The sequence below is a fragment of the Pseudomonas faucium genome (genome assembly GCF_021602585.1).
Classification (GTDB): Bacteria; Pseudomonadota; Gammaproteobacteria; order Pseudomonadales; family Pseudomonadaceae; genus Aquipseudomonas; species Aquipseudomonas faucium.
In genome coordinates this window covers 112,409-137,349 of sequence record NZ_BQIP01000010.1, presented here as the reverse complement: position 1 = coordinate 137,349, position 24,941 = coordinate 112,409, and the positions used below count along the sequence as shown (strand labels likewise).

The 24,941-nt window shown below is 64.0% G+C and carries 21 protein-coding genes, 2 tRNA genes and 3 pseudogenes; 16 read left to right on the top strand and 10 right to left on the bottom strand.

Features of this window, described 5'->3' with window-relative positions:
* The first annotated feature begins 129 nt into the window (after positions 1-129).
* The 7 genes and pseudogenes from queE to L6D75_RS14125 all read left to right on the top strand — a co-directional run bounded on the left by queE (position 130) and on the right by L6D75_RS14125 (position 7,160).
* Positions 130-777, top strand: coding sequence for a 7-carboxy-7-deazaguanine synthase QueE (gene queE / locus L6D75_RS14150; protein WP_176511597.1), 648 nt, complete (start codon positions 130-132; stop codon positions 775-777).
* 16 nt (positions 778-793) lie between these two features.
* Complete coding sequence (queC, locus tag L6D75_RS14145) at positions 794-1,468, top strand: 7-cyano-7-deazaguanine synthase QueC (RefSeq protein ID WP_176511598.1); 675 nt, start codon at positions 794-796, stop codon at positions 1,466-1,468.
* A 61-nt stretch (positions 1,469-1,529) separates the two neighbouring features.
* Positions 1,530-1,605 (top strand) — tRNA-Lys (locus L6D75_RS14140).
* Between the two features lie 430 nt (positions 1,606-2,035).
* Positions 2,036-2,395, top strand: a pseudogene (locus tag L6D75_RS27620) (ESPR-type extended signal peptide-containing protein); the annotation flags it as partial.
* A gap of 42 nt (positions 2,396-2,437) precedes the next feature.
* Positions 2,438-4,774: pseudogene (locus L6D75_RS14135) on the top strand (YadA family autotransporter adhesin); the annotation flags it as partial.
* Positions 4,775-4,908: 134 nt separating this feature from the next.
* Entirely contained in the window at positions 4,909-6,189 is a 1,281-nt protein-coding gene (locus tag L6D75_RS14130; RefSeq protein ID WP_236193656.1) for a YadA family autotransporter adhesin, read from the top strand.
* A gap of 59 nt (positions 6,190-6,248) precedes the next feature.
* Positions 6,249-7,160: a hypothetical protein gene (locus L6D75_RS14125; RefSeq protein WP_236193622.1), complete on the top strand. Its 912-nt coding sequence runs from the start codon at positions 6,249-6,251 to the stop codon at positions 7,158-7,160.
* On the opposite strand, the gene L6D75_RS14120 is transcribed toward L6D75_RS14125, so the two are convergent.
* The 4 genes and pseudogenes from L6D75_RS14120 to L6D75_RS14110 form a co-directional block, all read right to left on the bottom strand.
* On the bottom strand, positions 7,132-8,091 hold the full coding sequence (locus L6D75_RS14120; RefSeq protein ID WP_176518304.1) for a cation diffusion facilitator family transporter: 960 nt from the start codon (positions 8,089-8,091) through the stop codon (positions 7,132-7,134). The genes L6D75_RS14125 and L6D75_RS14120 overlap by 29 nt on opposite strands.
* Before the next feature lie 102 nt (positions 8,092-8,193).
* Entirely contained in the window at positions 8,194-8,949 is a 756-nt protein-coding gene (locus L6D75_RS27470) for a methyl-accepting chemotaxis protein (RefSeq protein ID WP_373876241.1), read from the bottom strand.
* Between the two features lie 102 nt (positions 8,950-9,051).
* Positions 9,052-10,041: pseudogene (locus tag L6D75_RS27465) on the bottom strand (cache domain-containing protein); the annotation flags it as partial.
* Between the two features lie 283 nt (positions 10,042-10,324).
* Entirely contained in the window at positions 10,325-11,677 is a 1,353-nt protein-coding gene (locus L6D75_RS14110; protein WP_236193600.1) for an APC family permease, read from the bottom strand.
* A 552-nt stretch (positions 11,678-12,229) separates the two neighbouring features.
* Here L6D75_RS14110 and L6D75_RS14105 point away from each other — a divergent pair.
* A complete protein-coding gene (locus L6D75_RS14105; RefSeq protein WP_236193599.1) occupies positions 12,230-13,738 on the top strand; it encodes a YdgA family protein in 1,509 nt (502 codons plus the stop codon).
* Between the two features lie 261 nt (positions 13,739-13,999).
* Positions 14,000-15,058 (top strand): quinolinate synthase NadA, encoded by a 1,059-nt coding sequence (gene nadA, locus L6D75_RS14100; RefSeq protein WP_176518249.1) that lies wholly within the window; start codon positions 14,000-14,002, stop codon positions 15,056-15,058.
* A gap of 118 nt (positions 15,059-15,176) precedes the next feature.
* Here nadA and L6D75_RS14095 read toward each other — a convergent pair whose 3' ends face one another.
* Complete coding sequence (locus tag L6D75_RS14095; protein ID WP_236193597.1) at positions 15,177-16,613, bottom strand: M48 family metalloprotease; 1,437 nt, start codon at positions 16,611-16,613, stop codon at positions 15,177-15,179.
* 108 nt (positions 16,614-16,721) lie between these two features.
* Here L6D75_RS14095 and L6D75_RS14090 point away from each other — a divergent pair, with 108 nt between their 5' ends.
* Positions 16,722-16,961, top strand: coding sequence for a sulfurtransferase TusA family protein (locus L6D75_RS14090; RefSeq protein WP_236193595.1), 240 nt, complete (start codon positions 16,722-16,724; stop codon positions 16,959-16,961).
* Positions 16,962-16,981: 20 nt separating this feature from the next.
* On the top strand, positions 16,982-18,052 hold the full coding sequence (locus tag L6D75_RS14085; RefSeq protein WP_236193593.1) for an AI-2E family transporter: 1,071 nt from the start codon (positions 16,982-16,984) through the stop codon (positions 18,050-18,052).
* Positions 18,053-18,173: 121 nt separating this feature from the next.
* Here L6D75_RS14085 and L6D75_RS14080 read toward each other — a convergent pair whose 3' ends face one another.
* Both L6D75_RS14080 and L6D75_RS14075 read right to left on the bottom strand, forming a co-directional pair.
* Positions 18,174-18,647, bottom strand: coding sequence for a peroxiredoxin (locus L6D75_RS14080; protein WP_236193591.1), 474 nt, complete (start codon positions 18,645-18,647; stop codon positions 18,174-18,176).
* Between the two features lie 11 nt (positions 18,648-18,658).
* The gene (locus L6D75_RS14075) at positions 18,659-19,219 is read right to left on the bottom strand and encodes a glycine cleavage system transcriptional repressor (RefSeq protein ID WP_008097509.1); all 561 of its coding nucleotides are present in this window, start codon (positions 19,217-19,219) and stop codon (positions 18,659-18,661) included.
* A gap of 260 nt (positions 19,220-19,479) precedes the next feature.
* Here L6D75_RS14075 and dapA point away from each other — a divergent pair, with 260 nt between their 5' ends.
* The 5 genes from dapA (at position 19,480) to L6D75_RS14050 (ending at position 23,184) form a co-directional block, all read left to right on the top strand.
* Positions 19,480-20,367: a 4-hydroxy-tetrahydrodipicolinate synthase gene (gene dapA / locus L6D75_RS14070; protein ID WP_236193589.1), complete on the top strand. Its 888-nt coding sequence runs from the start codon at positions 19,480-19,482 to the stop codon at positions 20,365-20,367.
* A 15-nt stretch (positions 20,368-20,382) separates the two neighbouring features.
* Entirely contained in the window at positions 20,383-21,501 is a 1,119-nt protein-coding gene (gene bamC / locus L6D75_RS14065) for an outer membrane protein assembly factor BamC (RefSeq protein WP_236193587.1), read from the top strand.
* Complete coding sequence (locus L6D75_RS14060; RefSeq protein WP_176518123.1) at positions 21,502-22,260, top strand: MBL fold metallo-hydrolase; 759 nt, start codon at positions 21,502-21,504, stop codon at positions 22,258-22,260.
* A 31-nt stretch (positions 22,261-22,291) separates the two neighbouring features.
* Positions 22,292-23,002 (top strand): phosphoribosylaminoimidazolesuccinocarboxamide synthase, encoded by a 711-nt coding sequence (purC, locus tag L6D75_RS14055; RefSeq protein WP_016392503.1) that lies wholly within the window; start codon positions 22,292-22,294, stop codon positions 23,000-23,002.
* A 92-nt stretch (positions 23,003-23,094) separates the two neighbouring features.
* Positions 23,095-23,184 (top strand) — tRNA-Ser (locus L6D75_RS14050).
* Positions 23,185-23,300: 116 nt separating this feature from the next.
* Here L6D75_RS14050 and L6D75_RS14045 read toward each other — a convergent pair.
* The 3 genes from L6D75_RS14045 to L6D75_RS14035 form a co-directional block, all read right to left on the bottom strand.
* Positions 23,301-23,657 (bottom strand): addiction module antidote protein, encoded by a 357-nt coding sequence (locus tag L6D75_RS14045; RefSeq protein ID WP_176518289.1) that lies wholly within the window; start codon positions 23,655-23,657, stop codon positions 23,301-23,303.
* Positions 23,657-23,962, bottom strand: coding sequence for a type II toxin-antitoxin system RelE/ParE family toxin (locus tag L6D75_RS14040; RefSeq protein ID WP_176518290.1), 306 nt, complete (start codon positions 23,960-23,962; stop codon positions 23,657-23,659). The genes L6D75_RS14045 and L6D75_RS14040 overlap by 1 nt, the downstream gene beginning before the upstream one ends.
* 78 nt (positions 23,963-24,040) lie before the next feature.
* Positions 24,041-24,658: a LysE family transporter gene (locus L6D75_RS14035; protein ID WP_236193583.1), complete on the bottom strand. Its 618-nt coding sequence runs from the start codon at positions 24,656-24,658 to the stop codon at positions 24,041-24,043.
* Between the last annotated feature and the right edge of the window lie 283 nt (positions 24,659-24,941).

Below are 24,941 nucleotides of genomic sequence, written 5' to 3'. Positions count from 1 at the left end.
CGCGGGTTTTTTCGTTAGAATCAGTGCCCTTTTTTCCTAAACACGCTGCTGCGGATAACGCCTTGTCGAGTCCGCTGCAGTGCCTGACGGAGGCGGACAGCCTGTTTAGCTGTCACGCCCGTGGCGATCATGCAAGACACATTACGCATCACCGAAGTCTTTTACTCGTTGCAGGGTGAAACACGAACGGCTGGGCTGCCCACGGTATTCGTGCGCCTGACCGGTTGCCCCCTGCGCTGCCAGTACTGCGACAGTGCCTACGCCTTCAGTGGCGGCACCGTGCGCACCCTCGACTCGATCCTGGAGCAGGTGGCGGGCTTCAAGCCGCGCTATGTCTGCGTCACCGGTGGCGAGCCTTTGGCCCAGCCGAATGCCTTGCCGCTGCTGCAGCGCCTGTGCGATGCCGGCTACGAGGTTTCGCTGGAAACCAGCGGCGCCCTGGATATCTCGGCAACCGACGTGCGCGTCAGCCGCGTGGTCGACCTCAAGACCCCAGGCTCCGAAGAATCCCATCGCAATCTGTACGAGAACATCGAGCACCTGACCCGCAACGACCAGGTCAAGTTCGTCATCTGTTCGCGCGAGGACTATGACTGGGCAGTGTCCAAGCTGATCCAGTACAACCTCGCCGAGCGTGCGGGCGAGGTGCTGTTCTCGCCCAGCCATCACCAGGTGAAGGCCAGCGACCTGGCCGACTGGATCGTAGCCGACAACCTCCCCGTACGCTTCCAGCTGCAGCTGCACAAGCTGCTGTGGAACGACGAACCCGGACGCTGATTGAGAGTAAGAGCACATGACTGAAAAACGCGCGGTAATCCTGCTGTCTGGCGGCCTCGACTCGGCCACCGTGGTAGCCATGGCCAAGGCCGAAGGCTACAGCTGCTACACCATGAGCTTCGACTACGGCCAGCGCCACCGGGCCGAGCTCAACGCCGCCGCCCGTGTCGCCCGCGACCTGGGCGTGGTCGAGCACAAGGTGATTGGCCTGAACCTCGATGGTATCGGTGGCTCGGCCCTGACCGACACCAGCATCGACGTGCCGGAAGCTCCCGGCGAGGGTATTCCGGTCACTTACGTGCCGGCTCGCAATACCGTGTTCCTGTCCCTGGCCTTGGGCTGGGCTGAAGTGCTGCAAGCGCGCGACATCTTCATCGGTGTCAACGCCGTGGACTACTCCGGCTACCCGGATTGCCGCCCGGAGTTCGTCGAAGCGTTCGAGCGCATGGCCAACCTGGCCACCAAGGCCGGCGTCGAAGGGCAGGGCTTTAGCATCCAGGCGCCGCTGCAGAACCTGAGCAAGGCGCAGATCGTGCAGGCGGGCATGGCCCGGGGTGTCGACTACAGCCTGACCGTTTCCTGCTACCAGGCCGACGATGAAGGCCGTGCCTGTGGCAAGTGCGACAGCTGCCGCCTGCGCGCCGACGGCTTCAAGGCCGCCGGTGTAGCAGACCCAACCCGATATTTTTGAAAAATTTTACGATGGGGTGTTGATTTCCCGTTAGAAATCAGTATTATACGCGCCATACAACGGGTCGTTAGCTCAGTTGGTAGAGCAGTTGGCTTTTAACCAATTGGTCGTAGGTTCGAATCCTACACGACCCACCATACGCAGTAAGTCAAAGCCCGCTACCGGAAACGGTGGCGGGCTTTTTCGTTTTGCCGATCGTCACCCGTGCAGACGCTGCACAGTCATCCATGAATGCCTCCCTTCTCTGCAGCGGGCCTTTTTTGGCCTGAGCGACTTTAAAGTCTACTTATTAAAAATAATCGAAATCAGCCAAGCTTTTAATTAATTACAAGAAATATGTCGTTAAGTTTACGTTTCGTTAAAGCGCGTTTTCCATCGGTGACATGAACCTCGCCCGACACTTCAATTGCTCGACTCATCAAAGGCCTGTTTCAGCCTTCTAGCCGCCGCGTAGCCGCCTACGGCACGCCCGCCCGGCCGGCCCGCTGGGCCGGATCAAATAGTTAGAAGGTATTCAAGCCACGGACGTGCTGTGCGCAGGTATAAAACTTCACAGGAGTGCTATTGATGAACAAGACATATGCAGTTATTTGGAACGTGGCTTCCCAAACCTGGGTGGCGGTGTCGGAGTTAGTGGCGCGTAAACGCGTGAGTTTATCTAGATTAATAATGCTTCCTGTGTTGGTTGCCTTGGCGGGTACTACGCAATCGGCATTGGCCGGTACATGTATGGAATTGGGTCAGATCGGCGATGGATCTGCCGGTACTACTACCTGCGGGGCATTTTCAATTGCAATTGGTGCTGGCAGCGGGGCGACGGCTTCCAACTTCGGTGTCGCCATTGGTGATGCGGCCAACTCGACAGGGGTGAACTCGGTCGCGATAGGCCGGCAAAGCAAGGCGCTCGCCGATGGGTCAACTGCGCTCGGGCAGAACGCAAGCGCCGACATCAACTCGGTGGCTTCGGTAGCGCTCGGGCAGAACAGCCGCGTGACTGCGGCCAATGCCACCGCATTGGGGGATGGTGCGAGTGCAGCGGCAGCGGGCGCGCTGTCAATCGGCCGCAACGGCGTAGCAGCAGCGAGCGCCAGCGGCGTCGATGGTATCGCTATCGGTGGGCAGAGCAACGTCAGCGCCACTTCTGCCATCGCCCTCGGCCGGGGCGCCAGGGGCACTGCCAACTTTGGTCTTGCCCTGGGCGATGGGGCCACTGCAAGTACTGTCAACTCTGTTGCTCTGGGCAACGGTGCAACGACCAGAGCGGCGGTCGCCGTCGCTGGCGGCACCGTCAATGGCACCCCATTCACGTTCGCCGGTGCCACCCCAACGGGTGTGGTGAGCATGGGGATTGCAGGCGCCGAGCGGCAGGTGATCAACGTCGCGGCCGGCCAGTTGAGTGCTGCCAGTACCGATGCCATCAACGGCAGCCAGCTGTTTGCCACCAACCAGGCTGTCAATACCCTGGGTGCAACGGTCACCGGCATTGGCTCGACGGTGACCAACCTGGGCACGACAGTTACCAACCTCGGGACCACGGTCACCAACCTGGGCACCAGCTTCAACAACGTGGTCAACAACGGCGCTGGTATCAAGTACTTCCACAGCAACTCGACCTTGGCCGACAGCGATGCCACCGGCGCCGACAGTGTAGCCATTGGGCCGGTTGCCAGCGCCACGGCGGCCAATAGCGTTGCGTTGGGCAACGGCGCCACGGCCGGTGATGCCAACTCCGTGGCCCTCGGCAGCGGCGCCACCACGTCTGCGGCAGTCGCAGTGGCGGGAGGCTCGGTCAATGGCACGGCCTACACCTTTGCCGGCGCCGCACCGACCGGTGTGCTCAGCGTCGGCAACGTGGGCGCCGAGCGGCAGGTGACCAATGTCGCGGCCGGCCAGTTGAGCGCAGCCAGCACCGATGCCATCAACGGCAGCCAGCTGTTCGCCACCAACCAGGCTGTCGATGACCTGGGGGCGACAGTCACGGGTCTGGACACCACGGTAAGTGGCCTCGGTACGACGGTGACCAATCTGGGTTCGACAGTGACCAACCTGGGCACCACGGTCACCAACCTGGGCAACAGCTTCGACGACGTGGTCAACAACGGCGCCGGTATCAAATACTTCCACAGCAACTCGACCCTGGCCGACAGCAGTGCCACAGGCACCGACAGCGTTGCCATGGGGCCGGTTGCCAGCGCCACGGCGGTCAATAGCGTCGCCTTGGGCAATGGTGCCACGGCCAGTGATGCCAACTCCGTGGCCCTCGGCAGCGGTGCCACCACGTCCGCGGCAGTCGCGGTGGCGGGTGGCCTGGTCAATGGCACGGCTTACACTTTTGCCGGCGCAGCGCCGACCGGTGTGCTCAGTGTCGGCAGCGTGGGAGCCGAGCGGCAGTTGACCAATGTCGCGGCTGGCCAGCTGAGCGCTACCAGCACCGATGGGGTCAACGGTAGCCAGCTGTTTGCCACCAATCGGGCAGTCGACGATCTGGGCTTGGCGGTCTCCGGCATGGACACCACTTTGGGTGGGATCGGTTCGACGGTGACTAACCTTGGCAATACGGTGACCAACCTGGGTACCACCGTGACCAACCTTGGAACCACGGTCACCAACCTGGGCAACAGCTTCGACGACGTGGTCAACAACGGCGCCGGTATCAAATACTTCCACAGCAACTCGACCCTGGCCGACAGCAGCGCCACCGGCGCCGACAGCGTAGCCATGGGGCCGGTTGCAAGCGCCACGGCGGCCAATAGCGTCGCTTTGGGCAATGGTGCCACGGCCAGCGATGCCAACTCCGTGGCCATCGGCAGTGGCGCTACCACGGCTGCGGCGGTCGCAGTAGCGGGTGGCTCGCTGAACGGCACGGCCTACACCTTTGCCGGCGCGGCACCGACCGGTGTGCTCAGCGTCGGCAGCGTGGGCGCCGAGCGGCAGGTGACCAATGTCGCGGCTGGCCAGCTGAGCGCGGCCAGCACCGATGCGGTCAACGGCAGCCAGCTGTTTGCCACCAACCAGGCCGTCGATGACCTGGGCCTGACGATGTCCGGCCTGGACACTACCGTGGGGGGGATTGGCAGCACGGTGACCAACCTGGGCAATACCGTCACCAACCTGGGCAACAGCTTCGACAACGTGGTCAACAACGGCGCGGGCATCAAGTACTTCCACAGCAACTCGACCCAGGTGGACAGTGCGGCCACTGGCACCGACAGCCTGGCCGCCGGCCCGGCAGCCGTTGCCTCGGCAACCAACGCGGTGGCCATCGGCAATGGCGCCAACGCCAGCGAGGCCAACTCGATCGCGATCGGCAGTGGCTCGACCACCGAAGCCGCCGTGCCCGTGCTGGGCGGCACGCTGGATACCCTGCAGTACACCTATGCGGGTGGGGCGCCGGTGGGGGTGTTCAGTATCGGCAGCTCACCCATGTCGCGGCAGGGCGTATCAGCGCCGACAGCACCGATGCCGTCAACGGCAGCCAGTTGTTCGCAACCAACACCAGTGTCGATGGCATGGGCAACTCGGTGCGCAATGTCACCTCGCGCCTGAACATCCTGGAAAACACCGTGAACAGCGGTGGCCCAGGGGCGGCTTCGCCGTACTTCAAAAGCAACTCTACCGCGGCCGCGGCACAGGCGAACGGGGCCGACGCCACGGCCATGGGCGGTGGTGCAGTTGCCGCTGGCGACCAGGCGCTGGCAGCCGGTCATGACGCTGTCGCAAGTGGCGCCAAAGCCATCGCCATGGGCGATGGCGCGCAAGCCCAGGCCGCAGGCAGCGTAGCCCTGGGGGCCGGTGCCAGCGATGGTGGGCGCGGTGCGCAGAGTTATACCGGGAAATATTCCGACGCCAGCAACAACCCGGTGGGGACGGTTTCGATCGGCAATGCAGCCACCGGTGAGACCCGTACCTTGAGCAACCTGGCCGACGGCAAGGAGGCCAATGATGCGGTCAACCTGCGGCAACTCGACGGCGCTGTGGCGCAGTCGAAGCAGTACACCGACAACTCGATCAGCTCGATCAACAACTCGGTGGCGGTGGCCGATAACCGTTTGAACGACCTCGAGCAGGGCAAGGCCGGGATGCTCCAGGTCAACAACAGCAAGGCGCGACCGGTGCCCAAAGCCACGGGGGGCGACAGCTTCGCCGCTGGCGCGGGCGCCAGCGCTTCGGGCGACAACGCCAGCGCCATGGGCAATGGTGCTGCTGCCACCGCCAGCAATGCCACGGCGGTTGGCAATGGCGCCACTGCCAGCCATGACAACTCGCTGGCGCTCGGCGCCAACTCCAGCACCAACCGCGCGAACAGCGTGTCGGTCGGCAGCGTCGGCAACGAGCGGCAGGTGACCAACGTCGCGGCGGCTACCAGCGATACCGATGCGGTCAACCTGGGGCAGCTCACCAGCAGCCTGGCCAACATCACCCAGGATGCCAATGCCTACACCGATAGCCGCTTCAGCGAGCTCAAGCACGACCTCAAGCGCCAGGACGATGTACTCAGCGCAGGTATCGCCGGGGCCATGGCCATGGCCAGCCTGCCGCAATCGTACTCCCCGGGTGCGAGCATGGTGGCGCTGGGCGGGGCTGGCTATCGCGGGCAATCGGCTGTCGCGCTGGGGGTCTCGTACCTGTCGGGCAATGGCCGCTGGGTCACCAAGGCGCAGCTCAATACCAACTCGCGCAACGACATGGGCGTGGGCATTGGTGTTGGCTACCAGTTCTGAAGCGACAGCATACGGCGATGGATACCTGGCGGCCAAGCGCCGCCAGGTTCATGAGGAGCATGAATGTGAAACTACCTGCACGCTTTGCGCTGGCCCTGATCGCCCTGGCGGCACTGCCCGGTTGCGATCAGCTTGTTGGCCCGCTTGGTTCCGCCAAGCCCGCGCTGCTCACGCAGCACACCACGTCGGTGCCCGCTCTGCCCATCGTGCAGAGTGCGGTCAAGTCGATGGCGCCGAAGCTGGATGCGACGTTCGATGAGTCGGTCATCCAGCGCGTGTGCCTGCTGGCCCGCGGCGAGGTGAGCCAGGAGCAGATCTGGCGAAGCCTGGAGCAGGATGGGCTCAAGCCAGGGGCAATCCCTGCCAATGGCCATCCGCTTTCGATGCTGGTCAATGATGACCAGCCTGGCCGCCAGCTGGCGTGCGCCAGTTATGTCGCCGCCAGCGTCTTCACGCCGCTTGATCCGGCCGATTACACCGTCCGGGTGCCAGGCACGGTTGGCAAGGCGAAGGCGGGGGCAACCCCCGACGGCGAGGCCGTGGACAACCAGAAGCTGATGACGCTGCTGGCGGTGAAGATGTCCATCGCACGTGCCAATGCCGAATATTTCGCGCTGATCGCAGGTGCCCTGGAGCGCTATGACGGCCTGCCCATGGATGACTACGCGCGGTCGGTGAAATCGATGTTCGACGCAATGGCCCCGCATTACCTGAAGCGGGTCCAGGCGCTTTACTCGCCTTCGGCCAATGGCTACCGGCTGCTCGCGGTGAACGCCCAGGGCTACCGGTTCATTTCTGATGGCGGCTACGCGTTCACCCTGGACGGCGGCAGCGTGCGCCTGACCTACGAAGGCATGAACTGGCTCGGCATGGGCGAAATCCTGGGCAAGCGCTACGAGGTCAAGGCGCAGTTGTTTTCAAGCGAGGTGGCCGGCCTTGCGGTTACTCGGCCCACTCAGGATCACCGGTGAACACCACGGTGATCCAGCGATCCGGCCCTTCGCCACCCACGGCGTCGCCAATCTCGTTGCGCAGCGCGTCCCACTCGTCGATGGACTTGGCGCCCATGCTCTTGGGCACGATGAAATACAGCTCGATCTCCCGCGAGCGCCCGACCTTGGCCACATAGGCCCGGTACGACTGCAACCCGTGCTTGCTGACGAACGCGCGCGACACTTCGTCGACGTGCTGCTTGAGGTCGCCAGGGGTCACCAGGAAGATTTCCGACATGGCCTGGCGCACCACCGACAGTGGCAGCGGGATGATCACCAGGCACACCAGCGCCAGTACCGCCGGGTCGATGTACGGCGACACCCATTCCAGCGAGGTGCCCTGCACCGCATAGCCAAAGCAGAAGGCGATCAGCAAGGCCGCGGTAATGCTGGCCGACATGATCCAGCCCTTGACGTCCATGCGCACGAAGTCGGATTTGAGCTTGCGGTTGGCGCGGTTTTCCACCACGGCGATGGTGGCGCAGGCGATCACCGTCAGCACCGCGTAGATCATCGCGATGCCGAACTCCAGGTGGCGGCCGCCTTCGAGCAGGCTGCTGACGGCGTTGATCAGCGCGTAGATGGCCACGCCGCTGAGCAGGATGCCGTTGAGCGCCAGCACCATCGGCTCCAGGTGCCAGAAGCCCATGGTGAAGCGCTCGCGCAGCTTGCGCGACAGCTGCAGGCTGGTGGCGTGCGAGGTGATCAGCTTGACCACCACCAGCGACAGGCCGCTCATGCTGGCGTCGACCAGCGAGTAGACGCCGTCGAAGACGATCGAGAACGAACCCGAGGCCAGGCCGAAGGCGATGCCGATGGTGGCGATGAACAGGGTGACGGCGATCGAGGTGCGTAACAGGCCCTGTTCGCTGGTGATGTCGAAGAAGGGTGGTTTGTTGGGGGATTGCATGGGTAGAACTCATTTTCGAAAGTGGGTTGCCTGTGCAGGCCCTATCGAATCCCGTGGGGGTGCCTGTGGGAGCCGGCTTGCCGGCGATAGGGCCAGTACAGACTAGACGCGGAACTGTTCCATCAAAGCTTGCTGCTGATTGGCCAAGCGGTTCAAGGCCTGGCTGATCCGCGCGGATTCATCAGCCTGGCCCGACAGCGATTCTGTCACATCGCGGATGCCGGCCACGTTGCGGTTCACTTCCTCGGCCGCCGCGCTCTGTTCTTCGGCCGCCGAAGCAATCTGCAGGTTCATGTCACTGATCACCGTCACCGCCTCGCCAATGCGCTGCAGCGCCGGCAGCGCCTGCTCCATGCGCGTTGCACTGGCCTGGGCCTGGCGCTGGCCATCATGCATGGCGCCGACCACATCCTGGGTGCCTTGCTGCAGGCCTTCGATCACTTGGCGAATCTCTTCCACCGACACCTGGGTGCGCTGGGCCAGGCTGCGCACTTCGTCGGCGACCACGGCAAAGCCACGCCCGGCTTCGCCAGCGCGGGCGGCTTCGATCGCGGCGTTGAGCGCCAGCAGGTTGGTCTGCTCGGCAATGGCGCGAATCACCTCCAGGACCGAGCCGATCTGCTCGCTGCGGTTTTCCAGAGCGCGGGCTTCGTCCATGGCGGTGTTCATGCCGGCCGCCAGCTGGTCGATGGCCTGGCGGGTGCTGGCGATCAGTTGCAGGCCTTCGCGGCTGGCCTGGTCGGCGCCCCGCGCTGCCTGGGCCGCTTGCGCGGCATTGTGGGCGACGTCCTGGGCGGTGGCGCTCATCTCGTTGGCGGCGGTGGCCACCTGCTCGATCTCGCGTTGCTGCTGCTGCATGCCGCTGCTGGTCTGGCTGGCGATGGCGGCGGACTGGTCGGCGGTGCCGCGGGCTTCGTGCAGCGAGCCTTTGACCTGGGCAATCACCGGCTGCAGCTTGTCGAGGAAGCGGTTGAACCAGCCGCTGAGCTGGCCCAGTTCGTCGTCGCGGGCGTAGTCCAGGCGACGGGTGAGGTCGCCTTCGCCGCTGGCGATGTCCTTGAGCCGTGCGGCCACGGCGAGGATCGGCCGGGTCACGCCACGGGCAGTCAGCCAGACCAGCAGCAGGCCGACTACCGCCGCGCCCAGGCCGATCAGCAGGCCGGTCAGGTTGGCGCTCTGGTTGTGCGCGTCCAGGCGTTGGTTGAGGGCCACCGCAGGGGCCTGCAGCACGGCCTCTGGCAGTTCCAGCAGCACTTGCCAAGGGGCGGCGTCGGGGATTGGCGAGAACGGCCGGGCCACGCGCAGCACGCCGTTGGCCACGGCCTGGTCCAGCGGCGCGCCGAGCTTGGCGCTGTCGCGGCTGTTGCCGGCGAGCAGGCCGCTGGCGCTGACGATGCTGACCTGGCCCTGGCCGTCGAACAGGTCCTGGCGGCCTTGCAGGCTCAGCTGCTGCAGGTTGTCCAGGCCGATGTCCAGGCCGACCACGCCGACCACCTTGCCGTTCTCCAAAAGCGGCAGGGCAATGCTGGTCATCAGCACCTGGTGGCCATTGACCTCATCCAGGTAGGGCTCGAGCACGCAGGCCCTGGCCGTTTCCAGGGGGCAGGTCAGCCAGCGGTTCTTGGGCGCGCCATTGGTGCCTAGGCTCGCATCGTTGAGCATCGATTCTGGCATGGCTTCCAGCTCCAGGGTGCCGGGGCTGGGTTGCGACCAGTACAGCGAGAAACGCCCGCTTTCGTTGCTGCCGGCGCTGTCCTGGCCGACGAACTGGCTGTCCTGGTGGTCCAGGGCGTTGGGCTGGAACACCAGGTACAGGCCGATCACGTCCGGGTTGCCGGCAAGGCTGGCGTGGGCCTGGCGGGTCAGTTCGGCGCGCAGGTCATTGCCGCCACGCGCCTTCAGCACCTGTGCCAGGCGGGCGAAGCCGTTGGCGTACTGGTAGGCATCCATGAAGTAGCGCTGGATGCGCAGCGCCTGGGTTTCGGCGTGGGCCTGCAGGCGCAGGCGGGCGCTGTGATCGAGCATCTCGCTGTTGGCCTGGCTGACCAGCGCCGCGCTGCTGCGCGCCTGGGTCAGCGAGGTGGCAACCAGCAAGGCGACGATGGCCAGCAGGCACAGGCCCGCGAGCAGAGTGATCTTCCATTGGATGGAGAGGCGACGCAGCGGCATGAGGGCAGTCCTTTTCGATCAAGAACAACGCCCGCATGTCAGCGGGCGTTGTGGGCGGCGTAAGTCATTCGGCAACGTAGTTCGGTGGCGCGGCGGTGAAGGCTTTGGTCAGCCAGGCCAGGTACAGCACGCCAACCAGCGCCCAGACCCCGCCGAACAACAGCGAGTGAGCGTTCAGGTCGAGCCACAGCGACACGATGATGCAGAAGCCGATGGTCGGCAACACCAGGTACTTGAGCTTGTTGGCCCAGCCTTGGCGCTGGCCTTCACGCAGGTAGCAGTGGTTGATCACCGACAGGTTGACGAAGCTGAAGGCCACCAGCGCGCCGAAGTTGATGATCGAGGTGGCGGTCACCAGGTCGAAGAAGATCGCCGACAGCGAGATCAGCCCGACCACCGCGATGTTCAGCACCGGCGTCTTGTAGCGCGAGTGCAGGCGGGCAAAGATGCTGGCCGGGATCACGTTGTCGCGGCCCATCACGTACAGGAGGCGCGAAACGCTGGTCTGCGAGGCCAGGCCCGAGGCGATGGTGTTGATCACGGTGCAGGCGATGAAGATCGACTGGAACAGCTTGCCGCCGACATACAGCGCGATTTCCGGCAGGGCGGCCTCCTGGTCGTGGAAGCGCGTCATGGTCGGGAAGTAGGCCTGGATGAAGTACGACACGGTGATGAACACGCAGCCGCCGATCAGGGCGGTGAGGAAGATCGCCCGCGGAATGGTCTTGCTAGGGTTCTGGGTTTCTTCCGACAGGCAGGTCACGGCGTCGAAGCCCAGGAACGAGAAGCACAGGATGGTGGCCCCGGCGGCCAGTGCGCTGAGCTGGGTCTGGCCGTCGGCGAACGGGATCAGGCTCCAGGTGGTACCCAGGCCTTCGCCCTGGTCCAGGCCGCGCACGCAGAGGTAGATGAACACGGCGATGATCGCCACCTGCACCGCCACGAACAGCAGGTTGAAATGCGCCACCAGGTTGACGCTGCGCATGTTGATCAGGCTGATCAGGGTGACGAAGCCGGCCACCCAGATCCACTCCGGCACTTCAGGGAACATGGCCGACAGGTAGAGCTTGGCCAGCAGGGCGTTGACCATCGGCAGCAGCAGGTAGTCGAGCAGCGACGACCAGCCGACCAGGAAGCCCACGTGCGGGTTGATCGCGCGTTGGGTGTAGGTATAGGCCGACCCCGATTGCGGGAAGCGGCGCACCAGGGTGCCGTAGCTCACGGCGGTGAACAGGATGCCGGCCAGCGCCAGGATGTAGGCGCTGGGCACATGCCCGGAGGTGATGCCGGAGACGATGCCGAAGGTGTCGAACACGGTCATCGGCGTCAGGTAGGCCAGGCCGATGATGATCACGTGCCAGAGGCGCAGGGTTTTACGGAGTTGGCCGTTGCCGGTGGCGCTGTGGTCAGGCTGCATGCTGGCATGGCTCCTGCTGCTGGGCGTGAACGACGGGTGCAGTGGATTGCGCGTGCAGCGCGGGCGAGCGGGTGGGCTCCATGTTGTTCACCTTTTATTGTTGGAGCAGAGGTAGGCGCGGGCGAGGCGCCGTTGTCGAGCTGGCAGAGCCTGGGCTAGGAAGGTGGAGCGTGCGGGCAGGGGCGATGAGGCATCATGACGGCGCGGCTTTTCTTCTTCGTGGAGTGGCGCTGGGCAAGGTGGTGAAAATAAAAAACGATGGCCGGGTGGGTGTCAAGTTAAACATGACAAGATGTTGCCAAACTGAAACATTTATCGGTTAAAAGGCCGATATGTTCGGTTTTTGCGCGGTTTTTTGCGATTTCGATCGATGCGAATGTTCGTAAAATTGAACGAATAGGGCGGTGCTGAACACGGCTGCAGGATGCCGCCGAAACGACCCATTTCGTCGCAGTGGCCACCCTTTCGCCAGGGGTGCGGTGATATCCTTTGCAACCTGCGCGGCCGCCCGGCTGCAAGCCCACCCCATATGGACATCGATCGGTTCAATTCATGAAGAAATCAGTAGGCATCCTTTCCGGCCTGGCCATCGCCATTGCCGTCGCAACCACCGCTGGCGCCTGGTACACCGGCAAGCAGCTTCCTGCCGAGCTGGAACACTCCGTGAGCCTGGGCAATGCCGAGCTGAAAAAGGCCCTGGTCGGCACCGGCGGCAGCGTGACCATCGAGCTGGTCGGGCTCGAGCAGCACTTCTTCACCAGCACCGCGCAGTATCGCGTCAAGGCCAAGGACATCAACGTCGGCCATGGCGAAGCGGTCAACTTCGAGGTCGGCCTCACCGACCAGATCGAACACGGCCCGTTCCCCTGGTCGCGGGTCAAGGCCCTGAAGCTGATGCCGGTGATGGCCACCAGCAACAGCGTGCTGCAAAAAGACGACTTCACCGCGCCCTGGTTCGCCGCCACGGGCGACAAACCACCGGTGGCTGCGCAGGTCAGCCTGGGCTACGGCGGCAGCGTCGACAGCGTCGTCCAGGTGGCCCCGTTCAACTTCAAGGACGGCAACGGCAGCAGCGTCGATTTTTCGGGCATGCACCTGGAAGCTGCGGGCGACCGGGACGGCAAGGCCTCGAAATTCCATGGCGCTGCCGAGCGCTTGGACATCAAGCTGGTAGGCGCTGACCACCCGCCTGCAACCTTCGAGCTGCAAGGCCTGAAGATTGGCGGCAACCTGGCGGCTACCGAGCACGACATGGTCTATGTCGGCAATGTCGACCTGCTGCTGGCCGAGGCCAAGGCCACGCTGGGGCCCAAGCAACAGGTGCTGTTGCTCAAGGGCATCGAGCAGAATGCCCTGCAGACCCTCGATGGCCCGGGCACCGTGGGTGGCCGCGTGGACTACAAGGTGGCGGACATTACCTGGGACGGCCGCGCGGTCGGCAGTGGCCAGCTGGCGGTGAGCATCAAGTCGATCAATGCCCCGGCCCTGCAGGCGTTGTCGCAGTGGTACCAGGCGCACTTGCCGGAGTTCGAGGCGGCTGCCGCCGCTGGCGAGCCCGTGCCGCAAATCCAGATGGACGAGGCCGAGAAGGCCAAGTTCCAGGGCGACCTGCAGCAGTTGCTGGCATCCAAGCCGCAGGTGGCGGTGGAGAACCTGTCGTTCAAGACGGCCAATGGCGAAAGCCGCTTCAACCTGTCGATGGATTTCGCCAGCCCGACGTCCTTCGACCTGCCGCCCGACCAGCTTGGCAAGCAGCTGATCACCCAGGTCAAGAGCAAGCTCTCGCTGTCCAAGCCGATGATCGGCGACCTGGCGACCCTGCAGGCCTTGCTCGAAGGGCAGACCGACGCCCAGGCGATTGCCATGCAGTCCAGCCAGGCCGGTGAGATGGTCGGCATGATGGCACTGCAGAGCGGCATGGCCACCGTGCAGGGCAACGACGTGGTATCGAGCCTGCACTATGCCGATGGCATGGTCGAATTCAATGGCAAGAAGATGACCGTCGAGGAGTTCGCCATGATCCTGGCGGCGCACTTTGCGGCGATGCAGCCGCAGGGTTGATCTGCAAAGGCCCTATCGCCGGCAAGCCGGCTCCCACAGCAACACCTGCGGGAGCCGGCTTGCCGGCGATAGGGCCCTTCAGGCAACACAAAAACCGCTTTAGAAATCCCTTGATTGTCTGTAGCCTTCGGCGTCCGATAATAATCCGCGCCCGCAGAGGGCCGTGGCGGCATGCCTGCCGTCCGGCACCCTTAGCCGATCTGCCAGGGCCGGGTGGTACACTCGATTCGACGCGCATGCGCGCCTGCAGGTCCCGCGATCATGACCCAGATTTCCGAACGCCTGTTGGTTCAGGCCCACCTCGATGCCAAGCAGCCCAACCCGCTGACCGCCGAGCAGGAGGCCGAATACCGTGCGGCCATCGCTGCCGAGCTGAAGGCGCAGAACGCCGTGCTGGTCGCCCACTATTACTGTGACCCGGTGATCCAGGCGCTGGCCGAAGAAACCGGCGGCTGCGTTTCCGACTCGCTGGAAATGGCCCGCTTCGGCAAGAACCACCCCGCCGAAACGGTGATCGTCGCCGGCGTGCGCTTCATGGGCGAAACGGCCAAGATCCTCACCCCGGAAAAACGCGTGCTGATGCCGACCCTGGAGGCCACCTGCTCGCTCGACCTGGGCTGCCCGGTCGAAGAGTTCTCGGCCTTCTGCGACCAGCATCCGGAACGCACCGTGGTGGTCTACGCCAATACCTCGGCGGCAGTCAAAGCCCGGGCCGACTGGGTGGTGACCTCGAGCTGTGCGCTGGAGATCGTCGAAAGCCTGATGGACAACGGCGAAACCATCATCTGGGGGCCGGACCAGCACCTGGGCCGCTACATCCAGAAGCAGACCGGTGCCGACATGCTGCTGTGGGACGGTGCGTGCATCGTCCACGAGGAGTTCAAGTCGCGCCAGCTGGCCGACATGAAGGCGCTGTACCCGGACGCCGCGATCCTGGTGCACCCCGAGTCGCCGGAAGCGGTGATCGAACTGGCCGACGCAGTGGGCTCCACCAGCCAGCTGATCAAGGCTGCGCAGACGCTGCCGAACAAGACCTTCATCGTCGCCACCGACCGCGGCATCTTCTACAAGATGCAGCAGCTGTGCCCGGACAAGGAGTTCGTCGAGGCGCCGACCGCCGGCAACGGCGCGGCCTGCCGCAGCTGCGCGCACTGCCCGTGGATGGCGATGAATACCCTGGAGCGGTTGCTGGATTGCCTGCGTAACGGGAGCAACGAGATTTTCGTTGACCCGGCGTTGGTGCCCAAGGCGATCAAACCGTTGAACCGGATGCTGGACTTTACCCAGGCGGCGCGTTTGAAGCTTTCGGGTAACGCTTGACATTGTCGGGGCCGCTATGCGGCCCTTTCGCGACACAAGGCCGCTCCTACAAGGGCGGCGGCGCGCCTGTAGGAGCGGCCTTGTGTCGCGAAAGGGGCGCAAAGCGCCCCCCGGAATCTCACCGCCCCATCATCTCCTGCACCATACGCCGCTGCTCCATGATCTCGCGCTGGCGCTGGTCGATCTGCGATGCCAGCGGGAAATTACCCCCGGCACGGCGCTTGGCGTAATCGAGCTGCTGGATCGCCTGGTCGAAATCCCCCACCAAGGTGAAGTACTCGGCCCGCGCCCGATGCAGGCCAATGGTGTTGCCCGACAGCCCGCGCACTTCGGCCATGTCGTACCACACGTCCGGATCGTCCGGGCGGCTCTTGAGCAGATCGTTCAATACCTGCTCCGCCTCGGCCGGCTTGTTCTGCTTGACCAGCAGGTCGGCGCGCACCTGTTTCAGCGGGTAATTGCCTGGATACAGGCCTTGCATGCGCTCGGCGCGCTGCTGGGCATCGGCCAGGCGGTTGTTGGTGATGTCCAGGTCGATCTGCGCCAGGTTGTAGGTGATGTCGTTGGGCGCCTTGGCCAGCAGGGGCTTTAGGTTCTCGCGTGCTTCGTTGAGCTGGCCGCCTTTGATCTGCGCCAGGGCCAGGCCATAGCGGGCTGCATCGAGCTTCGGGTCTTCGTCGAGCTGGGCGCGGAAGCGCTTGGCGGCAAGGCCGGGCGTGCCTTCATAGGTGAGCGCCACGCGTGCGCGAATCAGCTGGTAGCGCTGGCTGTCTTCGACGCCGCCCTTGGGCGCCTGCTCGGCGCGGTTGCGGGTGTCGGCGATACGCGATTCGGTCACCGGGTGAGTCAGCAGGAATTCGGGCGGCTTGGCATCGTAACGGTACTGGCGCGCCAAGCGTTCGAACATGGTCGGCATGTTGCGCGGGTCGTAACCGGCCTTTTCCAGGTTCTGGATGCCGACCCGGTCGGCTTCCTGCTCGTTCTGCCGGGAGAAGCGCCGCTGTTCCTGGATCGCCGCGGCCTGGGTGCCGGCAATCATGCCGATACCGGCGTCGCCCGCGCCGCCTGCTGCCAGCACGATACCGGCCAGCAGCGCGGCCATCATCGGCAGCTGCATGCGTTGCTGGGCTTCGACGCCGCGGGCGAAGTGGCGTTGCGACAAGTGCGCCAGTTCGTGCGCCAGCACCGAGGCGTATTCGCCTTCGGTCTGGGCGTTGAGGAACAGGCCGCCGTTGACCCCGACGATGCCGCCAGGGGCGGCGAAGGCGTTGAGTTCCTTGCTGTCGATGAGGATGAATTCCAGGCGCCGGTCCTGCAGCTGGCTGGTTTCGGCCAGGCGGTACACGGTGGTCTCGACGTAGTCCTTGAGCTGCGGGTCGTTCAGCTGGTTGACCTGGCCGCGCAGCAGGCTCAGCCAGGCGCGGCCGAGCTGGTGCTCCTGCTGTGGCGAGACGATCGCGGAACTGGCGTCGCCCAGCGATGGCAGGTCGTCAGCATGGCCGGGGAGGGCCATCAGGCAGGCCAGCGTCAGCAGGGTGGGGCGCAGTAGGTTCATGCACGAAGCTCGCGTCGGATAAAGCACCTACTGTAGCCGGCTCACACGTTGGCGACCAGTGGCGGTATCCTAGCCAGCCTGTCTGCCCCGCCTGTGGAGAATGCCCCGATGAGTGACACCCTGACCTGCGACGCCGAACTCGACGCCAGCGGGCTGAACTGCCCGCTGCCCCTGCTCAAGGCGAAGATGGAGCTCAATCGCCTGGGCAGTGGTGCGGTGCTCAAGGTGATCGCCACCGACGCCGGTTCCCAGCGCGACTTCCGCACTTTTGCCCAGTTGGCCGGTCATACGCTGCTGCGTGAAACGGCCGAGGCCGGCACCTATACCTACTGGCTGCGCAAGGCCTGAGTCTCAATCAAGGATCGTCAATGTTCAAAGTGCTTCGCGACTGGCTGCATCGCTACTTCTCCGATGAAGAGGCGGTGGTGCTGGCGGTGCTGCTGTTCCTGGCCTTCACCGCGGTCCTGACCCTTGGCGGCATGCTCGCGCCGGTGCTGGCGGGGATGGTGCTGGCGTTTCTGATGCAGGGCCTGGTCAATGCCCTGGAGCGCATCCGGGTGCCGACCCGGCTCGCGGTGATGCTGGTGTTCGCCCTGTTCATGGGGGCGCTGGCGGTGTTCCTATTGGTGCTGGTGCCGCTGCTGTGGCACCAGCTGATCACCCTGTTCAACGAATTGCCGGGCATGCTCAGCAAGTGGCAATCGCTGCTGTTGCTGTTGCCGGAGCGCTACCCGCACCTGGTGTCGGACGAGCAGGTGCTGCGCGCCATCGAGTCGGTGCGTGGCGAGATCGGCAAGTTCGGCCAGTGGGCGCTGACCTTCTCCTTGTCGAGCCTGCCGTTGTTGGTCAGCGCCATGATCTACCTGGTGCTGGTGCCGATCCTGGTGTTCTTCTTCCTCAAGGACCGCGAGCTGATCGGGCGTTGGGTCAGCGGCTACCTGCCGCGCCAGCGCAGCCTGCTCAACCGGGTGGGCAGCGAGATGAACCGGCAGATCGCCAACTACATCCGCGGCAAGGGCATCGAGATCCTGATTTGCGGGGTCGCCACCTATATCGCCTTCATCAGCCTGGGGCTCAACTATGCCGCCTTGCTGGCGCTGCTGGTGGGCTTGTCGGTGGTGGTGCCATATGTGGGGGCGGTGGTGGTGACCGTGCCGGTGACGCTGATTGCGCTGTTCCAGTGGGGCTGGGGCGACCAGTTCATCTACCTGATGACGGTGTATGCGATCATCCAGGGGCTCGATGGCAACGTGCTGGTGCCGCTGCTGTTCTCCGAGGCGGTGAGCCTGCACCCGGTGGCGATCATCTGCGCGGTGCTGCTGTTTGGCGGGTTGTGGGGGTTCTGGGGGATCTTCTTCGCCATCCCGCTGGCGACGCTGATCAAGGCCGTGCTGGATGCCTGGCCGCGGCAGGAGCCGAGTGTGTCACCGATACTCTGAATGCAATCGGGGCCGCTTCGCGCCCCCATCGCCGGCAAGCCGGCTCCCACAGGTGCGATGCACGCTGTACCTGTGGGAGCCGGCTTGCCGGCGATGGGGCGCGAAGCGGCCCCGTTCGTTCTCAGGCCTTGTCCAGCGCCTGGGCCGCCGCCAACACGGCATCCACATGCCCGGGCACCTTCACCCCACGCCACGCCTGGCGCAGCACACCGTGCTTGTCGATCAGGAAGGTGCTGCGGTCCACGCCCATGTATTCCTTGCCATACAGCTTCTTCAGCTTGATCACGTCGAACAGCTGGCACAGCGCCTCGTCCTTGTCGCTGATCAGCTCGAAGGGGAAGCCCTGCTTGGCCTTGAAGTTCTCGTGCGACTTGATGCCATCGCGCGACACGCCGAACACCACGGTGTTGGCCGCGGCAAAGGCTGCATGCTGGTCACGGAAACCCTGGCCTTCGGTGGTGCAGCCCGGGGTGCTGTCCTTGGGGTAGAAATACAGCACCACCTGCTGGCCCTTGAGCCCGCTCAGGCTCACGGCCTGGCCACTGGTGGCCTGGGCCTGGAAGTCGGCAACGGGTTGGTCGATTGCTACAGCCATGGCAGGTTTCCTTACACGGGGTTCTGTGGGCGCCAAGGTTCGATCAGCGCGTCCAGGTTCAGGGCGTCGGCAAAGTCCAGGAACTGGTCGCGCAGCCAGCTGATCTGGGTGCCGGCCGGCAGGATCACGGTGAACTGGGCATTGAGCATGCTGCTGCCGGTCTGCGGCGCCAGGTAGGTGTCGCAGGTCATGGCTTCGAGCTCGACGCGGTGGTCGAGGAAGAACTGGCACAGCTCGTTGATGATGTCCGGGCGGTAGGCGGCGCTGACGTAGGCCACGTAAGGCAGGGCCTGTGGGCGTACCTCCTGGTCGGCGCTGCGCACCACGTCGAGGGTCAGGCCGTGCTTCTTGCCCAGGCCCGGCAGGGTGGATTCGAGGCGCGCCAGGGCGTCCCAGCTACCGCCCACCTGCAGGACCAGGGCGCTGGTCTCGCCATGCCGGCTCAGGCGCGAGGTGACCACCGCGCAGCGGTTTTCGAAGGCGGCGCGGCTGAGGACGTTGGCCAGCTCCATCGGGTTGGGGCCCAAGGCGCTGATGACGAGGAATTGTTCGCGGACGGTGGGGGTGGACATGCAGCATTCCTAAAGCGATGAGCGGTCGATGCAGGACGGGCAAAAGCCTCCTGTCGGCAGGGCCCGGGGCTCGCAAGCGAGGACGTGGACGCAGGCCGGGGAGCAGGGTCGACGGCCCGGCGGGCCGCGCTGCACCGATCAAAGGGCCAAGGGTAGCGAAATAAGGCGCCGAGGGGAATGCTCCGCCCGCCTGCTTCGCTTGTGCAAGGCCGATGCCCCCAGTACCATTACCGCTCTCTTTTTCCGGCAGGAGCAGTTACATGATTGCGGGCAGTATGGTGGCATTGGTCACACCCATGGATGCACAAGGGCGTCTTGACTGGGGCAGCCTCGACAAACTTGTAGACTTCCACCTGGAAAATGGCACCCACGCGATCGTCGCTGTCGGCACCACCGGTGAGTCCGCCACGCTGGATGTCGAAGAACACATCCTGGTCATCAAGCATGTGGTCGAGCGCGTCAAGCACAGCAAGAAGCCGATCCCGGTGATCGCCGGCACCGGCGCCAACTCCACCGCCGAAGCCGTGCACCTGACGCAGAACGCCAAGAACGCCGGCGCCGACGCCTGCCTGCTGGTGGTGCCGTACTACAACAAGCCGACCCAGGAAGGCCTGTACCAGCACTTCAAGCACATCGCCGAAGCCGTCGACATCCCGCAGATCCTCTACAACGTACCCGGCCGCACCTCCTGCGACATGCAGGCCGAGACCGTGATCCGCCTGTCGAGCGTGCCGAACATCATCGGCATCAAGGAAGCCACCGGCGACCTGGTGCGCGCCAAGGCCATCATCGAAGGCGTGAGCGAAGACTTCATCGTCCTGTCCGGCGATGACCCGACCGCCGTCGAGCTGATCCTGATGGGCGGCAAGGGCAACATCTCCGTCACCGCCAACGTCGCCCCGCGCGAAATGGCCGATCTGTGCGAGGCCGCCCTTGAGGGCAATGCCGAGAAGGCCCGCGCGATCAACGAAAAACTCATGCCGCTGCACAAGGACCTGTTCTGCGAAGCCAACCCGATCCCGGTGAAATGGGCGCTGGTGGAAATGGGCCTGATGCACAAAGGCATTCGCCTGCCGCTGACCTGGCTGAGCGAAGGTTGTCACGAAAAAGTCCGTACTGCCTTGCGCCAGTCCGGCGTACTGGTTTAAGAGGAAGTACACCGCATGAAGCGACTGGCTGGTCTTTCCGCGCTCGCCCTGATTATCTCCAGCACCAGTGGGTGTGGCTGGCTGTGGGGCGAGGATGGCTATTTCCGCGACCGCGGCAGCGATTACCTGCAGGCCCACCCCACCGCGCCGATGCAGCTGCCGCCAGACGCCAGCAGCGTCAAGCGCCTCGACCCGCTGCTGCCGATCCCGCGCAACGTGGCCGACGACCGCGCCACCGGCGAGTTCGAAGTGCCGCGCCCGCAGCCGTTGGTTGGCGGTGCCGAAGTCAGCGATTTCACCCTGCAGCGCAGCGGCAGCAGCCGTTGGGTGCTGGCCCAGCGCTCGCCGGCCGAAGTCTGGCCGGTGGCCCGTCAGTTCTTCGAGGACAACGGTTTCCGCATCGCTGAAGAGCGCCCGCAAACCGGCGAATTCAACACCACCTGGCAGCGTTTCGACGAACTGTCGGCATCGCTCGGCCAGCGCCTGGCCAGCACCGCCAGCAGCGGTGACAGCGAAGTGCGCGTGCGTGTTCGCATGGAGCCTGGCGTGCAGCGCAACACCTCTGAGGTGTACATCGTCAGCGTCGAGCGCCCGGCGGGCAGCACGGCCGACACCGCATTCCCGTCCAGCTCCAGCAACACCGGCGCCGATGCGCTGCTGGTCGACGAAATGCTCGCCAGCATGAACCGCAGCGCCGAGAAGGGCGGTTCGGTTTCACTGCTGGCCGCGCGCGACTTCGACGCGCCAAGCCGCGTCAGCCTGAGCGAAGACGGCAGCGGCAACCCGGTGCTGTACCTGGGCGCCGACCTGGACCGCGCCTGGTCCGGCGTGGGCCGTGCCCTGGAGCAGGGTGGCGAATGGCGTGTCGAGGACATCAACCGCAGCCTGGGCCTGTACTACATCAACCTGTCGGAAAAGCCGGACGACAAGCAGAACCAGCCGGGCTTCTTCAGCCGCATGTTCGGCAGCGAGCCGACCAAGGAAGAGCGTGAAGCCCGTGCCGAGCGCTACCAGGTTCGCCTGAGCAAGGTGGGCGAGAGCGTGCAGGTTACCGTCGAGAAGAACATCAACACCGTGGCCCCGGCCGATGTCGCCCGCCGCGTGCTGAGCGCCATTCAGGACCACCTGGGTTAAGTGCGCTTCGCGGTACTTGGAAGCGGCAGCCAGGGAAATGGCACGCTGATCGCCAGTGGTGACACGTTCATCCTGGTCGATTGCGGCTTTTCCCTGCGCGAAACCGAGCGGCGCCTGGCGCTGCTCGGGGTGTCGGCGGCGCAGTTGAGCGCGGTGCTGGTCACCCACGAACATGCCGACCATGTGCATGGGGTGGGCTTGCTGTCACGGCGCTACAATGTACCGGTCTACCTCAGCCAAGGGACCTTGCGCGGCCTGCGCAAGCCGGTGGAGGTGGCCGGTTTTCTCGCCTGTGGCGACACCTTGCGCATCGGCTGCCTGGACGTGAGCGCGGCGCGGGTCGAGCACGATGCCTACGAGCCGCTGCAGTATGTGCTCAGCGACGGCCGCCGGCGCTTTGGCATGCTCACCGACCTGGGTTCTTACGACACCCGGTTGCTGGAGCGCTACCAAGGCCTGGACGCCCTGCTGATCGAAGCCAACCACTGCCGCGACCTGCTGGCGCGCGGGCACTACCCGTACTTCCTCAAGCAGCGCGTGGGCGGCATGCAAGGCCATTTGAACAACCACCAGGCCGCGAGCCTGGTGCAAGAGTTGGGCTGGAGCAACCTGCAACACCTGGTGCTGGCCCACCTCAGCAGCAAGAACAACCTGCCACAACTGGCCCGCCAGTGCTTTGTCGACACCCTTGGGTGCGACCCGGACTGGCTCCAGGTGGCGAATCAGGAACATGGGCTCGACTGGCGCGAAATCGCCTAGCCCAACACTCAAGCAAGCGGAGCCCTCCACCATGGAAAAACGCGACGAACTCTACCGCGGCAAAGCCAAATCGGTTTACCAGACCGACGACGCCGACCGCTTGATCCTGCTGTTCCGTAACGACACCTCGGCGTTCGACGGCAAGCGCATCGAACAACTCGACCGCAAGGGCATGGTGAACAACAAGTTCAACGCCTTCATCATGCAGAAGCTCGAAGAAGCCGGCGTGCCGACCCAGTTCGACAAGCTGCTGGGCGACAACGAGTGCCTGGTGAAGAAGCTGGACATGATCCCGGTCGAGTGCGTGGTGCGTAACTATGCCGCCGGCAGCCTGGTCAAGCGCCTGGGCGTGGAGGAGGGCATCAAGCTGGAGCCGTCCACCTTCGAGCTGTTCCTGAAGAACGACGAGAAGGGCGACCCCTTCATCAACGAATCCCACGTTGTCGCGTTCGGCTGGGGCACCGCCGAGCAGCTGGTGGAGATGAAGAAGCTGTCGCTGAAGGTCAACGAAGTGCTGAGCAAGCTGTTCGACGATGCTGGCCTGCTGCTGGTCGACTTCAAGCTGGAGTTCGGCGTGTTCCACGGCCAGATCGTCCTGGGTGACGAGTTCAGCCCCGACGGCTGCCGCCTGTGGGACAAGGAAACCCGCAAGAAGATGGACAAGGACCGCTTCCGCCAGGGCCTGGGCGACGTGATCGAAGCCTACGAAGAAGTTGCCAAGCGCCTGGGCGTGCCGCTGTAACCGGCGCGTTCACGCAAGCGCCTGATACCACGCGATTTTTTTGAAAATAAAGGTTTGCGTTTTCAGAATTCGCTGGTATGATGCGCGGCATTGGAGAGATGCCGGAGTGGTCGAACGGGACGGATTCGAAATCCGTTGTACTGGCAACAGTACCTAGGGTTCAAATCCCTATCTCTCCGCCATACAAGATGAAGCCCCTGGAAACTAAAGTTTCCAGGGGCTTTTTCGTTTTGGCAATCTACTCGGGTGATTGCTCACCCCTGGCGTTTTCCGGGCTCAAGTTGTGCAGACGCGTCCGTTACTCGGCGGCACGTATAGCCGGCTCAGGCAGTGGTCTCACGGTCAACTCCACACCCAATGCCTGCATAAGCTTCTGGATGGTCTCGAAGCGCGTCTTGCTGCCTCCCTTGAAGGTCTTGTAAAGAGATTCGCGATTGACGCCAGCATCCTGTGCGAGCTTGTTCACGCCTCTCGCCTTTGCCACTTCGCCCATGGCATGCATCAAGACGTGCGTGTCATTGCTTTTCAAGGCTTCTGCCAAGTATGCCGCAATGGTTTCAGGGCTATCGAGAAACCGGGACGCTTCAAATCGCTTTGTGTTGCTCAGATCCAGATTGAGGATCGGCATCTCTTCGGGGCTGTAGTTATTACTCATCATTTCCTGCCTCGCAGATCGTCCAGGATTTCCTTTGCTCGCTTGATGCCTTTACTTTGCTCACGTTTGCCGCTGCCATAAAGCATCAGATAGCGGGTTTGGCCGGTTCGTACGTAGTACGCGCGATAGCCGGGCCCGATGAATACACGCATTTCGCTGACGCCATCACCCACCGGCTCTGTGTCGCCGAAGTTTCCGCATTCTGCTCGGCTGATACGGGCGGTAATCGCGGCTTTTCCGATAGGGTCCTTGATACCAGCGAGCCAGTCATCGAAGTGGGGTGTGCTGCGAATCTCGTTTGTCATTGTCGAGTGTAGCCTACTAGCTACTTCCTGTCAGGCTTGGGCTCCCGAGGCTAGGATGGCTGTTTCGTTGAGGAACCCTCAGCGCATCGCCGCGAGCTTGATCCCGAACCCCACCAGGCAAGCCCCCGCCAAGCGCTCGAACAGGTTGGCAATGCGCGGGTTGGCGCGCATGCGCTCGGCCAGGTGGTGGGTCAGCACCACCGCAATCAACCCGTACAGGAAGGTCACCACCGCCACGGTCGCGGCCATGAAGCCAAAGGTCACCAGCCCCTGGTGCCGCACCGGGTCGACGAACAGCGGGAAGAACGCCATGTAGAACATGATCGCCTTGGGGTTGAGCAGGGTGATCAGCAGGGTCTGGCGCAGGTAGTGGCCGCTGTCCATGCGGCTGACGCGCGGTGCGCCGCCGGGTTTGCTCAGCAGCATGCGCAGCCCGAGGTAGGCCAGGTACGCCGCACCCGCCCACTGCACCAGGTGGAACGCGGCGGGGTAGGCCACGAGCAGGGCGGCAACGCCCGCTACCGCCAGCCACAGCAGCACCTGGTCACCGACAATCACCCCGCAGGTTGCCGCCAGGCCGGCCTTGATGCCGCCCTTGCCGGTGGCGGTGATCAGGGCGAAGTTACCGGGCCCGGGAATGGCCAGCATGATGATGAAGGCAATGACGAACGCGCCGTAGTCGGTGACGCCGAGCATGGGAGAACTCCTGTAGGGCAGTGCGGTGGCCGAAGCCTTGACTATCGTCTGCCGCCACCGGCATTTCAACTGCTCGATCGGTCATTCGGCGCAATCAAGCGTGACAACCTGCCGCTGAGGCAACCTGCCGTCTTGACGCCGCGGCCGGCAATTTGTTTGTGCTGGCATTTCAGAATACAATCAGCGAAACGATTCAGCCCTGTCGGTCAATTCGACAATAGCCTGGGTCGTTTTCTGGTTCTCTGGCCGCTGAACAATGACCATAACAAGCCTGCGCGGAAGA

Excerpts from the sequence above, each read along its gene's own strand:
- L6D75_RS14095 (WP_236193597.1), bottom strand. The coding sequence starts at position 16,613 with ATGAACCTACTGCGCCCCACCCTGCTGACGCTGGCCTGCCTGATGGCC.
- L6D75_RS14125 (WP_236193622.1), top strand. The coding sequence starts at position 6,249 with ATGAATGTGAAACTACCTGCACGCTTTGCGCTGGCCCTGATCGCCCTG.
- L6D75_RS14035 (WP_236193583.1), bottom strand. The coding sequence starts at position 24,658 with ATGCTCGGCGTCACCGACTACGGCGCGTTCGTCATTGCCTTCATCATC.
- purC (WP_016392503.1), top strand. The coding sequence starts at position 22,292 with ATGGAAAAACGCGACGAACTCTACCGCGGCAAAGCCAAATCGGTTTAC.
- queC (WP_176511598.1), top strand. The coding sequence starts at position 794 with ATGACTGAAAAACGCGCGGTAATCCTGCTGTCTGGCGGCCTCGACTCG.
- nadA (WP_176518249.1), top strand. The coding sequence starts at position 14,000 with ATGACCCAGATTTCCGAACGCCTGTTGGTTCAGGCCCACCTCGATGCC.
- L6D75_RS14090 (WP_236193595.1), top strand. The coding sequence starts at position 16,722 with ATGAGTGACACCCTGACCTGCGACGCCGAACTCGACGCCAGCGGGCTG.
- L6D75_RS14040 (WP_176518290.1), bottom strand. The coding sequence starts at position 23,962 with ATGACAAACGAGATTCGCAGCACACCCCACTTCGATGACTGGCTCGCT.
- L6D75_RS14045 (WP_176518289.1), bottom strand. The coding sequence starts at position 23,657 with ATGAGTAATAACTACAGCCCCGAAGAGATGCCGATCCTCAATCTGGAT.
- L6D75_RS14080 (WP_236193591.1), bottom strand. The coding sequence starts at position 18,647 with ATGGCTGTAGCAATCGACCAACCCGTTGCCGACTTCCAGGCCCAGGCC.
- L6D75_RS27470 (WP_373876241.1), bottom strand. The coding sequence starts at position 8,949 with ATGCAGCAGCAGCAACGCGAGATCGAGCAGGTGGCCACCGCCGCCAAC.
- dapA (WP_236193589.1), top strand. The coding sequence starts at position 19,480 with ATGATTGCGGGCAGTATGGTGGCATTGGTCACACCCATGGATGCACAA.
- L6D75_RS14110 (WP_236193600.1), bottom strand. The coding sequence starts at position 11,677 with ATGCAGCCTGACCACAGCGCCACCGGCAACGGCCAACTCCGTAAAACC.
- bamC (WP_236193587.1), top strand. The coding sequence starts at position 20,383 with ATGAAGCGACTGGCTGGTCTTTCCGCGCTCGCCCTGATTATCTCCAGC.
- L6D75_RS14085 (WP_236193593.1), top strand. The coding sequence starts at position 16,982 with ATGTTCAAAGTGCTTCGCGACTGGCTGCATCGCTACTTCTCCGATGAA.
- queE (WP_176511597.1), top strand. The coding sequence starts at position 130 with ATGCAAGACACATTACGCATCACCGAAGTCTTTTACTCGTTGCAGGGT.
- L6D75_RS14105 (WP_236193599.1), top strand. The coding sequence starts at position 12,230 with ATGAAGAAATCAGTAGGCATCCTTTCCGGCCTGGCCATCGCCATTGCC.
- L6D75_RS14120 (WP_176518304.1), bottom strand. The coding sequence starts at position 8,091 with ATGCAATCCCCCAACAAACCACCCTTCTTCGACATCACCAGCGAACAG.
- L6D75_RS14075 (WP_008097509.1), bottom strand. The coding sequence starts at position 19,219 with ATGTCCACCCCCACCGTCCGCGAACAATTCCTCGTCATCAGCGCCTTG.